The organism is Clostridioides sp. LIBA-7678, from assembly GCF_056716065.1.
In genome coordinates, this window is sequence record NZ_CP196987.1 from 3,709,489 (window position 1) to 3,722,236 (window position 12,748).

Here is a 12,748-nt window from a genome sequence, read left to right on the forward strand (position 1 = left end):
CACTATAACACCAGACTTTAGTTTAGTGATATTATGATTGATACTACATACATAAAGGAGTTGAATACTAATGAACACTTACACAACATCAGAAATAGCAGATTTAATTGGTGTACATCCTAATACAGTTCGTTTATATGAAGAACTCAACTTAATACCTAGACCTAAACGTAATACCAATGGATATCGTATCTTTAATGATTTTCATATAGAACAATTTAGATTTGCTCGCACAGCCTTAAAAATTGAAGTTATGCAAAGAGGGTTGAGAAAAAACGCCCTTGAGATTATCAAAACATCAGCAAATAGAGACTTTGACAAAGCTATCTGTCTTGTAGACCAATACTTGCAACAGTTAGAAATAGAAAAATCCAATGCTGAGGAGGCTCTTACCATAGTCGCACAAATTTTAAATGGAACTACTACTGAAACAGATAAACTATTTCTAACTAGAAAAGAAACTGCAGAACACTTAAAAGTTACAATAGATACTTTAAGAAACTGGGAGATGAATGGTTTACTAAAAGTAAAAAGAAAACAAAATGGTTATCGTGTATATACTGATGAAGATATAAAACGACTTAAAATTATAAGTTCTCTTCGTTGTGCGAACTATTCTCTTTCAGCCATTTTACGAATGTTAAATGCTTTATCTTGTAATCCAGACACTAATATTAAAACTGTCATCGATACTCCAAAAGATGATGATGAAATTATATCAGTATGTGATAAGTTGATAACTTCATTGAAAGAAGCTGAACATAATGCAAAAACCATGAAAGCTCATCTTCAAATTATGAAAAAACAATTTTCTTAACCCTACACTCTAACTCCAGACTTTGATTTGTGTGTTATCCTTAAGAGCGAGAAAAATTCAACACACAAATCAAAGGAGGAATAGAATGGAAAACAAAAATACTAATTCTACATGGAAGAAAAAAGTAATTACCTTTCTAGCAAGTCAATATATTTCCCTATTTGGCTCATCGCTTGTACAAATGGCTCTTATATGGTATGTCACCCTTCAAACATCATCAGGAATATGGGTAACAATTTTAACTGTATGTTCCTTTATCCCTCAAATGATAATTTCTTTTTTTGCTGGTGTATGGGCAGACTACTACAATAGGAAAGTACTCATCATTGTATCAGATTCAATAATTGCTATCTCTACAGTAGTTCTAATACTATTTATGATGTCATCAACTGGAACAAAGAATGAAATGATAGCTATAGCAATAGTATCTGTTATACGTTCATTGGGAAGTGGTGTGCAGACACCTGCTGTAAGCGCAATGATTCCTCAACTTGTACCAGAAGAACATTTAATGCGTTTTAATGGCATAAATGGTAGTCTACAATCTATAGTACAATTTATAGTTCCTATTGTAGCTGCAACAATCCTTAGTTTTGGGAATAAAATAAATCAAATTCTTTTAATCGATATATTTACTGCAATTATAGCTATTGTGTTATTGATATTTATCAAGATTCCTAAACATAACATACCAAAGCAAGTTGAAAAAGTATCATTTTTTACAGATATGGTATCAGGAATAAAGTACTGCTTTTCAAATAAATTCATTAGAAAGATACTTTTTACTTATAGTGCATTCATGCTTCTTTGTGTTCCATCAGGTTTTCTTATAGGGCTATTGATTGAACGTACATTTGGCAAGGGTTATATGTATCTGTCTATTATTGAAATGATTGGGTTTTTAGGTATGGTTTTAGGTGGATTGGTTATAGGAATCTTTGGTGGCTTTAAAAACAGAAATAAGACATTTTTCTTAGCAATATTATCTTATGCTATTTTTTCAATTATTTTAGGTCTTGTAACGCACGCTTGGCAATTTTTTATATTTATGTTTTTTACCAATTTTTCTATTCCAATTATTCAAGCATCAGCTATGACTATGTTGCAAGAACATGTAGAACCGCAAATGCAAGGTCGAGTTCTTAGTTTACCTATCATCATATATACAGGCTTTATTCCCCTTGGTATGATGGTTTTTGGACCAATGGCAGATATACTATCTATTAATAATTTAATCATAATAGCAGGTATTATGCTCTTATTTTTCGCCTTGTCTATTCCCTACTCAAAACAGTTTTATAATCAAGGAATATTTAAGTCAAAAGAATCCAAGTAATCTATACTAAAATAATAATACTATATAATGCTCAACTAAAATTATATACTTGTCTTAATAATCATCTTAGCTATTTCACGTGAAACTCTACATGCTGAGAATTCATTTTAAATATGGAATCATAATATCTAATTCCATTAAATCTATATAACTATTTTTAATATTGTAAGTGATTCAACTTCATCATCAGCAGTTATGTAAATCTAGCTTCTTTTTTGTAGACTTTATTTTAGTCTATATTAATTTATTTATTTTGCAACTATTTTTAATAGTATTATTATAGTATTACTAATAAAAATAGCCTGCTAACTATATCTCAAGTTAGCAGGCTAAAATATGTCTAGAATAATAATTATATTACTTTGCTACTATTCTATTTTTTCGATTAAAATATATTCTAAAACAAATATCTTCAATTAATGAGTAAATTGCACTTGTTATAAAGTACAGACCTATCGCTACTGGAGTTCTAGCAGTCAATATAAGACTTGTTATAGTAGTCACTAAAGCCATTTGCTTGTTAAACTTTACTTGAGAATTCACCTTAAAATACGGTATATAATTCACCAAATTTGAAGCTAACATAATTAATGTATATATGCAAGGCAATATAAATAAATTATCAAATGTACCTAAATTAGCAATCCATGGAATTATAATTGTTGTAAATTCCTTTGTCATATCTAGACATACATGATATAACGCATATACTACTGGCATTTGCACTAAAATTATAAGGCATCCCAGCATACTCTTCATACTTTCTATAGAATTTACTTGTATTTGCTTTTCCAATTCTTTAGTATCATTCTTATACTTTTCTTTTATATGTTCCATTTTTTCTGCTAATTCTTGCTGTTTTTTTACAGAAAATCTTTGTTTCAATGACAGTGGCATTAGTACTAACTTCACTATTAAAGTTATAAGTACAATAGAAATCCCAAAATCTCCTGTAAAGTTAAATAATATACTTAATAATCCTTGTAATATACTTGAAATGAAATCCATCTTATTATCTCCTTTTATTTTTAATCTTTAGAATTATAATAGATTCATTTCAAATTAAAATAGACTACAATACCTCCAAATATCATATTTTTGAAAAACGATATACTGTTTGGGCAATCTTTCTTCAGAGTATGTATTTCTATTTACAAATATGTTTCTTATTAAAACATATGTAATTCTATGATTTAAGAGGTCTTTACAAAAATAAATTATACTTCCAATGATAGATACCAATAATGTCATATAAATTAGTATATATATCATACTATCCATATCTAATTTCACTACATCACCTCTTCAGTGTTCATATTTAGTTTTAAATAATTATAGTATATAAATTCTCTAATGTAAACATGTAGATTATTATATTTATCATATTTTATTCACAATATTTTATATTTATAAGTATCCAATACTTTCATATGTAACTTTTAATAGAAAACATATATGTTACTCTTTTACACATCTGAACCTCTCATGACTAAAACCACAAAGCTCCTGCTTTATAGAATTTTATATAATTCACAAAACAATACTAAATTTTTATAGTTTATTCTTCTATATAGTCCTTAATATAATATCAAATACAACCCTATACCAAGATTAATGACTTTTTTCCTGATTAATGCTAAAATAATTAAAAATGGAAACTAAAACTCAAATGTATTTTCCCAAAAAATAAACGGAGGTTACTTAAGATGATAAGTGATTCTATATCAAAAAGACGCAGTATTAGAAAATATAAAAATCAAAGTATTTCACATGAAACCATAGAAAAAATAATTGAAGCTGGAATAAATGCACCTTCATCTAAAAACAGACAACCATGGCATTTTGTTGTTGTCACTGAAAATGAAAAAGAATCTATGCTTAAAGCCATGAGTAAGGGTATTCAAAATGAAATTGATGACAATGGACTTCTTCCAGAGAGTCGTCAACATATAGCTGGTGCAAATTACACAGTTGAAATTATGGAACAAGCTCCAGTAACAATCTTTATTTTAAACAAATTAGGTAAATCACCTTTAGAAAGCTTATCTGCTGAAGAACGCTTCTATGAAATGGCAAACATACAATCAATTGGAGCTGCCATTCAAAACATGTCACTTATGGCTGTAGAATTAGGTCTAGGTAGTCTTTGGATTTGTGATGTATACTTTGCATATCGTGAATTATGTGAGTGGCTAGGTACAGGTAATCAATTGGTAGCTGCAATATCTTTAGGTTATCCTGATGAAGAACCATCAATGAGACCTAGATTACCATTGAGTAATGTAACTGAATGGAGATAGGTTTTTAGTTTTATTAAAAAAACAAGCATTATAAATAGTGCATTTTCATTAGCTATTATGCAGATTTGAGTGTTTTTTAAACAATCTTTTCAAGTAAGATAAAGTATCTATACTCTGCAATCTCACTGTAGCTCCTGAAAATGCACCTCTAAAATTATACATGAATATTATTTTAGTATTAATCAATAAAATTTAATTTATTACATTTCTTAGAGATTCTCTTATACTTCCACAATCTCCTTATGATTACCAATCATCTTATTTTGCTTTATAGTTAATGACTTCATTTCATGAAGTGCAAAGTATATACATACAATTGCCGCTGCAGCATCTGCTATTGGACCTGCAAACATTACTCCATCAATTCCCATAAACATTGGTAAGATTACTATCAATGGAATTAAGAATAGAATCTGACGAGTCAAAGAAGTAAAAAGTCCCAGTACTGACTTCCCAATTGATGTAAAGAAAGTTGATGATATTATTTGAACACCATTTATAAATGTTAAGAACAAGAAAGTCCTAAAATAATGTTCTGCAAATATAAAATAAGTCTCATTTCCATTACCAAATATAGATGTAATTTGTCGTGGGAATAGTTGGAAGCATAAGAATGCAATAATAGCTATAACAGTTGCACTTCCTACTGCTAACTTATATGCTTCTTTTACACGATTATAATTTTCAGCTCCATAATTATATCCTATAATAGGTTGCATACCTTGTGCTATACCTATAATTATAGATATAAAAATCATATTTACTTTAATAATAATACCAACACAAGCAAGTGGAATCTCACTTCCATAAACTGACCTAGCTCCATAGTATGCCAATGTATTGTTCATAACTATCTGTGTTACAGTCATTGCTAATTGATTAAAACATGAACTTGAACCTAGTGCAAATATATGTTTATAAATTATACTCTCTAATTTAAAACTTTTCTTATGTAATTTGATATGTTGAAAGTTCTTTATATAATAAATACTTATTGCAAAAGATATAAACTGCCCAATGACAGTTGCTAAAGCAGACCCAGCAATACCCATATTAAAAACAAATATAAATAATGGATTTAAGATTGTATTAATGACTGCTCCTACTAACATACAAAACATAGAAGCTTTTGGTCTTCCATCTGCAAGTATCAACTTACTCATTCCAGTGGACATTATAAGAAATGGTAATCCGATTGATGTAATTTTTGTGTATGTGTGTGCATAAGGTAGTATTTCTGGTGTAGAGCCAAAGAATTTTAATAATGGTGTCAAAAATATTGATACTATTATAAACAAACTTACTCCAAAAATAGCCATCAAACAGATTGAATTTCCTGCTGCTTTTGTAGCCTTTTCTGAGTTTTTAGCTCCTAATTCTAATGAGCATTTAGATGCGCCTCCAATACCTAATAATAAGGCAATTGCTGTACATATTGTAGTTAATGGGAAAGTAACATTTGTAGCAGCGTTACCTAATACCCCAACACCTTGCCCAATAAATATTTGGTCAACAATGTTATATAAGGCACTTACTAACATTGCTATAATACTAGGAATTGCATACTTAGTTAATAATTTTGAAACTTTATCATATTCCAATGGTTCTTTATAGTTTTCTTCCAATTTCCTTCGCCTCCAATTTTGCTTCTTCATTCATATCAATAGCTAAAAATGCAACTTTTTCTAACATTGATATAAACAACTCTTTCTCTTCTTTTTCAAATGAACTCAACAATTCTTCTACATATCCATTTGTTATTTTTAATATTTCATCATAACATTCTAAAGATTTCTCTGTAGGGTATAAATGCCATGTTCTTTTATCCTTTACACTTGGTTTTCTAGTGATAAATCCCTCTTTTTCTAAATTTGCCAAAGCTCTTGTTATATTACTAGGATTTACAAGGATTTTTTCAAATATAGTATCTTGTGTAATACCTGGATTATTACATATGTGTAACACATAAAAATATTGGCTATTATTGATTCCAATGTCCGCCAATTTCCTGTCAATATAATTTGTATTATATCTATTTATAATGGAAACCCATTTTAATAGCTCTCTCATATTCTCTCCTTATTTATTATTTGTCGCTGATTCTTGCGTACGCAATAATCTATTTGCTCATGCAATTATTTTACTGCTAATTTTATTCTTTGTCAATAGCACCCAAGTTTATCTTTAAATTATAAAGTCACTATAAATTTCATATATTAGACCATTACTTTAATTTAACTATCTTTAATTTTTCACTAATGTTTAATTACTTTTTATATTAATCTATTTACATAAATAATTCCTAATTCCTAATTCCTAATTCCTAATTCCTAATTCCTAATTCCTAATTCCTAATTCCTAATTCCTAATTCCTAATTCCTAATTCCTAATTCCTAATTCCTAATTCCTAATTCCTAATTCCTAATTCCTAATTCCTAATTCCTAATTCCTAATTCCTTTTAAGTTTATTTTAAAAATCATATTGACACAATATTTATTATCTGTAATAATATTTATATCGAATCGATATATATCTAATTGATATTAGGAGGCAATATGTTAGAATACATTATTTTAGGATTCTTAATGGAAGAAAAATTAAGTGGGTACGACTTAAAGCAATGGATGTCACATAGTACATCATACTTTTTTGATGCTAGTTTTGGCAGTATCTATCCAGCACTTAAAAGATTAGAAACAAAGGGATATATCCACTGTCATGAAGCTATTGATGGTAGCAAATTAAAAAAAATATATTCTATAACTGATGCAGGTAAAGAATACTTTCTTGAATGGCTAAAAAAACCGATAAAATTTTCTAAAACAAAGCAAGACCATCTTGTTAATATATTCTTTTACAAGTATCTACCTAAAGAAATAATTGAAACAAATTTAAAACTATTTATAGCTGAGGTTGAATCACTCTCAGATAAACTAAATAAACAAAAAATTGATGCAGAAAAAAATCATTGTATTGAACAATATGCATACATGTATTCCACAATGGTTTATGGAGTTGACTATTATAATTTTGTAATTAACTGGTGTAAAGATTTACTAAAAAATTTGTAAGATATAATTTTTAGAAATAAGCATACATAAAAGGAGATGAAACTTATGAGACTTTTAATACATGATTTAACTGAAGAAGAATTAGATAAACTATCACCTAAATTTGATGACGATATAAAAATACTTCCAAACACAAAGGAGATTCACAAGTGTATTGGCTGTTTTGGCTGTTGGATTAAAACACCTACTGAATGTGTTGTAAAAGATTATTATAGCAATATGGGTAAACTTATAAATGAATCTGATGAGCTTGTTATAATAAGCAGATGTTGTTATGGAGGATTCAGCCCTTTTGTAAAAAACATACTTGATAAAAGTATTAGCTATATCCTACCATACTTTGTAATGAAAGATAATATGATGCGTCATAAAAGTAGATATAGCAAACAGATAAATTTAAAAGCCATCTTCTATGGAAATCACATTACAGAAGCTGAAAAAGATACTGCTACCAAATTAGTACGTGGAAATTCTATAAATTTTAATATGAAAGAACACTCTGTTTGTTTTTATGAAAATATACAAGATATAAGAGGTGAATCTATATGAATATAACAATGATAAATGGTAGTCCAAAAGTAAATAAAAATAATTCACAATATTTTTTATCTGAAGTAGAACAACTTATTCAAAAGGATAATAAAGTTTTTACATTTAAAGTAGATAATCCTTCTAAATATCCTGATGCTCTTAATTCTATACTTAATTGTGATAGATTGGTAATTGCATTTCCTCTTTATGTAGATGGCATTCCATCTCATTTAGTTCACTTTTTAGAGGAGTGTGAAAAGTTTTTAAAAACACAAAATAAAAATCCTATCCCAGTGTATGCAATTGTTAACTGTGGATTCTATGAGGGTAAACATAATCATTTGGCAATTCAGATGGTAGAACATTGGTGTAAAAAGGTCAATTTTATATGGGTTCAAGGTGTTGGAATTGGTGCTGGAGAGATGTTTGGTTCACTGACTTCTATACCTTTGGATAAAGGCCCTAAGAAAAAATTAGGCATTACACTAAAAGAATTATCAAGAAATATACTTAATGACAATATAAATCTTGATAATCCTGATAAAAATAATATTTTTATTTCACCTAATTTTCCTAGATTTCTATATAAATTTATGGGTAATTATCAATGGAATCCTCAAGCTAAATCAAATGGCTTAACTAAGAATGATATACTAAAGAAATAAAGAATTAATATTAAAATAAATTTTATTTAGATTATGAAAATAATATTTTTAGTTTGAATTTTTCAAATAAAAAACAAAAATATAATATCAAAAATGACCGTCATATGAGTAAATTAATTTTTTTATGTGACAGTTATTTTTTACTTATCTTAATAAGTAAATTTTTAATTATTCTATACAAATAAATTGAACGCTTTATTTTAAACTTAGAAATTTCCCCTAGCTTACAAGTTCTTTTCTTATATCTGTTGTTCTAATATTTTTTCATGGAGCTTTTATAATTTTATCTCCTCATAATATATATTTGAACATGATTAATATTCCAATGCTTTGTTATGAATTTTTATTTTTATGTGCGAAAACAAAATCCTTATATTATATTTACTGACTTATATAAAGATTACTACACTTTGCTCTAATATAGATTCTTAGTAATCTTTTAACTTTATAAATCAATATTGAAAAAATATAGTATAAGACAACTATATCCAAAAACATTAGAACCTTCTGTTTCACACATATTTTGATAAACTAATTTAGTATAAAAGATATAACTTTTAATTTTATATCTTCTATACTAAATTTAAAAATAATTTTTTAATTTAAGATAAAAACAATAATTTCTCATAATCAGATTCTTTATTCAATATAGACATTAATGATAAGATTATCCCAGTTGTTCCTTCCAAAAACGAAGTACTATCTATTATTGAATCATCCAATGTTTTAAAACCATACTTTAATGATGGTTCAAATAATTGAAATATTTCTTTCAGGGTCATATTAAGATTATGCAAATAATCTTTATCATTAGTTTCTTTATATATTAATGTCATTACAGATAAAATACTACTGTGACCATGACATAGAATAGGTGTAGTTAAATAATATTCCTCATATTTATATGTCAATAAATTCTTTAATATGTTATCATATTTCTTGACTAATTTATCATTTTTTAAGTTTAAGGAAGCGTTTCTCAATCCCTTAGCTATGCTAATCCCTCCATAACACCATCTTGACATTGTAAAAGAATTGTAATTACTTTCTTCTTTTAAATAGTCTTCAATAGATAATTGTGATGGCCATTTATAATACCCATCATCTTTATTTAAAAATACATCATATAAGTTGAAAATTTTATCTATAGCCTTATCAATTTCTCTTATATTTTCAACCTTACTTTTCAATTTTGTTATTGAAATCAAAGGCGCTAACATACCATGAGCCATACCAAAATCTAAACTTCCTTCCGGGAATATATATTTATACTTTTCATTTATTAAATTTTCAGGTTTAATATGAAATCTTGGAACCATATATCCTTTATATTCATATTCAAGACAAAGCGACATAAGATATTCCCCAAGTTTTATTATCTTAAAAAGATCTTCATCTCTCCATTTAAATTCTAAAAGATAGTTTAATACTCCTGATACTCCATATATTGAATCATAATCAGTATTTTTTGTATTTACATCAAATATATTATTACTTGTTAGAACTATAACTTTTTTATAACATTCATTTAGCAATAAATTATTTAGTGAGTATAAAAACTTCTCTAAAATCCCAGTTTTTTTATTAAATAAATATACTGAGAAAGCCATATATCCCAAATCAGAATACATATAAGGATTTTTATAATTTTCAAATTCATATTCTAATTTATGTTTTATCCCTTTTGCTAAACTATATCCCATTTCTATATATTCTTCTCTACTATCATTATTTATCAATGGCAAAAACTCTGAAATTGTAATTAAATAATCTTCATATCTAAATGGTGGTATATAATCATTTAGATACTCTTCTTTTATAGACAACATATACCATTCAATAATGTATTTAATTTTCTCAAAATACTCATTTTCTAGTTCAATCTTACTTTTCTGTAAAATCATGATCTATACTCCTTTTTTTTATAGCGAATTCTTGAAATGAATCAGTTTTTTTTATCCAATTTTGATTCCAAAATTTTATTTCATTATGTTTTGATATTTTATTCTTATAGGCTTCGGATATATATTCTACTTTATAAGCTTTAAACAATCGCTCTAGATAATAATTAGAATATCCATAATTTTCTTGTATCTTCTTTAATATATCCTTCGCTATCAAAGATGTTTTTTCATAAATTGAATCATTTATATTTAAAAAACTATAGCTCGATAATACCTTAACTCCTAAGTGTTTAAGCATACTATCTAAATGCTCATTAACTTTTTCTGTTCCACCTTGATCTCCAACTGCTAAAGTAAAACCTAATTTTCCTGAAAGACTTAAAATATGACACTGATACGATAATCTATCTAAAAATGTTTTCATTATTCCAGATACACTATCAACATATACAGGAGAAGTAAAAATTATAATATCTGCATTTTTCATATCTTCACGAATAAAAGTAAAATTATCAAAGTTATCCATTTCACAAAATCCATTTTTAAAACATTTTTGGCATCCAATACAGTACTTAATATCAAAATCACCTAATAAAATATTCTTATATTCATACCCTGAATTAAGTTTTATAAGTTCATCAAGTATTTTATCTGTAACTTTCTTTGTCTTGGAATTAGCATTATTTGAGCCAGTAATTGCTACAATATTCTTTTTAATAATAAACACCTCACATTAAAATTTTTCAATGAAAAATTTAGTATATCTAACTTTTTTAATTCAATAAAAAATTAATAATTTCTTGTATATTTAATGTAAATTTTAATAAAGTATAATATATTATTAAAATCATCTATAAACTAATTTCTTATACAATACTTTTAAATTTAAATATAGAATTATTTATTTTTCACTGTTATAATGAGTTTTCTATAAAAACATTTATTTGAAACTTTATTTTATATAAATTAGTTACAAATCTTTATTATATTCTTTTGTGAGTAGAAATGGAATATAAAACAATAATATAAATATCAATCTTTTTATAATAGTATGATAACTAATGACCATTTCAGAGTCATTGAAAATGACACCTAAACTATTAATTAAAACATGAATTATAGAACAGTACCATATATTCTTAGTTTTCATATAAACATAACCTAAAAATACAGAAAGTCCAATACCATATATCAAATGAGCTATAGATCCAATTATTGGGGCTTTGGGACTATATAGTGTAAATTGTAATGGTAAATGCCATAAACTCCAACAGGTTCCTACCATTATAATACCTATTTTTTTACCAAATCTATCAAAAAAAATACTTTGTAAAAAATATCTCCAACCATATTCTTCAGATAAAAAAGGATAAATATATGTTAATGATACTATAGGAAGGAATATATAATTCAAGAAATTTTTATAATTAAATTGATTATCACTTATTATTACTCCAAAAACAAGTTGAGAAAATATAAAGTAAAAAATTAGTAAAATACCTATTTTAAAATTTTTCAAAATATATAAACTTTTTATTCTAAAAGAATAGACAATAACGCATAAGCTACTTATCGAAATTAAACTAGAATTCACTAATTGAAATTGATTAATATTTATTAAATTTAATAATTCAATAATAAAAAAAAATAAATAGGTGATGAAAAATAATATTATTGATGAATAAAAATCATATTTATCATTAGTTCTTCCTTCTGTGTAAAATTTTGCAATAGAAACTGAAGATAATGGTAATATCATCATAAATCCAGCAAAACTTTCTTGATCTATAGAGTCTCTAAAACATATTGATAGTAGACCTAATGAATAGGATAAACCATAAGTTATAGAAAAAAATATTATAGTTTGTATTTTTTTTCTTTTTTTTTCATTACTAATATATATTGGATTTAAAAAGTTTATCCATTTTGATTGTAAATTCAATAAACATAACCTCCCTTTTTAATTTCTTATAAAAAATAATGTATAAAAATCATTAAAATTAAATTGAAATCAAATGATGATATAACTGAACCTAAATTTTTTATAATAATTATTAGAATACTTAGACTCAGCTATGTTTTTACTTATAGAGATATACTAATATTATATTTATAACAAATGC

At 26.2% G+C, this 12,748-nt stretch carries 12 protein-coding genes; 6 read left to right on the plus strand and 6 right to left on the minus strand.

What is annotated here, in order from left to right; translation table 11 throughout:
* Positions 1 to 70 precede the first annotated feature (70 nt).
* Both ACTG46_RS17170 and ACTG46_RS17175 read left to right on the plus strand, forming a co-directional pair.
* The gene (locus ACTG46_RS17170; protein ID WP_167640627.1) at positions 71 to 817 is read left to right on the plus strand and encodes a MerR family transcriptional regulator; all 747 of its coding nucleotides are present in this window, start codon (positions 71 to 73) and stop codon (positions 815 to 817) included.
* 85 nt (positions 818 to 902) lie between these two features.
* Positions 903 to 2,153 carry an MFS transporter gene (locus ACTG46_RS17175; protein ID WP_479923283.1) on the plus strand — a complete coding sequence of 417 codons (1,251 nt, stop codon included), beginning with the start codon at positions 903 to 905 and terminating at the stop codon, positions 2,151 to 2,153.
* A 357-nt stretch (positions 2,154 to 2,510) separates the two neighbouring features.
* On the opposite strand, the gene ACTG46_RS17180 is transcribed toward ACTG46_RS17175, so the two are convergent.
* Entirely contained in the window at positions 2,511 to 3,161 is a 651-nt protein-coding gene (locus tag ACTG46_RS17180) for a YidC/Oxa1 family membrane protein insertase (protein ID WP_407814933.1), read from the minus strand.
* 698 nt (positions 3,162 to 3,859) lie between these two features.
* Here ACTG46_RS17180 and ACTG46_RS17185 point away from each other — a divergent pair.
* On the plus strand, positions 3,860 to 4,453 hold the full coding sequence (locus ACTG46_RS17185) for a nitroreductase family protein (protein WP_479923284.1): 594 nt from the start codon (positions 3,860 to 3,862) through the stop codon (positions 4,451 to 4,453).
* Positions 4,454 to 4,674: 221 nt separating this feature from the next.
* Here the strand turns inward: ACTG46_RS17185 and ACTG46_RS17190 are convergent, their stop codons facing one another.
* Both ACTG46_RS17190 and ACTG46_RS17195 read right to left on the minus strand, forming a co-directional pair.
* A complete protein-coding gene (locus ACTG46_RS17190) occupies positions 4,675 to 6,078 on the minus strand; it encodes an MATE family efflux transporter (RefSeq protein ID WP_054277012.1) in 1,404 nt (467 codons plus the stop codon).
* Positions 6,062 to 6,523 (minus strand): MarR family winged helix-turn-helix transcriptional regulator, encoded by a 462-nt coding sequence (locus ACTG46_RS17195; protein WP_054277013.1) that lies wholly within the window; start codon positions 6,521 to 6,523, stop codon positions 6,062 to 6,064. Before ACTG46_RS17195 ends, ACTG46_RS17190 begins: the two co-directional genes overlap by 17 nt.
* 486 nt (positions 6,524 to 7,009) lie before the next feature.
* Here ACTG46_RS17195 and ACTG46_RS17200 point away from each other — a divergent pair, with 486 nt between their 5' ends.
* Genes ACTG46_RS17200 through ACTG46_RS17210 form a run of 3 tightly spaced genes read left to right on the plus strand, consistent with a single transcriptional unit; the run spans position 7,010 to position 8,721 of the window.
* Complete coding sequence (locus tag ACTG46_RS17200; protein WP_054277607.1) at positions 7,010 to 7,525, plus strand: PadR family transcriptional regulator; 516 nt, start codon at positions 7,010 to 7,012, stop codon at positions 7,523 to 7,525.
* A gap of 45 nt (positions 7,526 to 7,570) precedes the next feature.
* Positions 7,571 to 8,074: a flavodoxin family protein gene (locus tag ACTG46_RS17205; protein WP_479923285.1), complete on the plus strand. Its 504-nt coding sequence runs from the start codon at positions 7,571 to 7,573 to the stop codon at positions 8,072 to 8,074.
* Entirely contained in the window at positions 8,071 to 8,721 is a 651-nt protein-coding gene (locus ACTG46_RS17210; protein WP_479923286.1) for a flavodoxin family protein, read from the plus strand. Before ACTG46_RS17205 ends, ACTG46_RS17210 begins: the two co-directional genes overlap by 4 nt.
* A 602-nt stretch (positions 8,722 to 9,323) precedes the next feature.
* On the opposite strand, the gene ACTG46_RS17215 is transcribed toward ACTG46_RS17210, so the two are convergent.
* From ACTG46_RS17215 to ACTG46_RS17225, 3 genes are all read right to left on the minus strand, one after another.
* Positions 9,324 to 10,625 (minus strand): lanthionine synthetase LanC family protein, encoded by a 1,302-nt coding sequence (locus ACTG46_RS17215; protein ID WP_479923287.1) that lies wholly within the window; start codon positions 10,623 to 10,625, stop codon positions 9,324 to 9,326.
* Positions 10,606 to 11,352 carry a flavodoxin family protein gene (locus ACTG46_RS17220; protein ID WP_479923288.1) on the minus strand — a complete coding sequence of 249 codons (747 nt, stop codon included), beginning with the start codon at positions 11,350 to 11,352 and terminating at the stop codon, positions 10,606 to 10,608. Before ACTG46_RS17220 ends, ACTG46_RS17215 begins: the two co-directional genes overlap by 20 nt.
* Before the next feature lie 243 nt (positions 11,353 to 11,595).
* Entirely contained in the window at positions 11,596 to 12,567 is a 972-nt protein-coding gene (locus ACTG46_RS17225) for a CPBP family intramembrane glutamic endopeptidase (protein ID WP_479923289.1), read from the minus strand.
* Between the last annotated feature and the right edge of the window lie 181 nt (positions 12,568 to 12,748).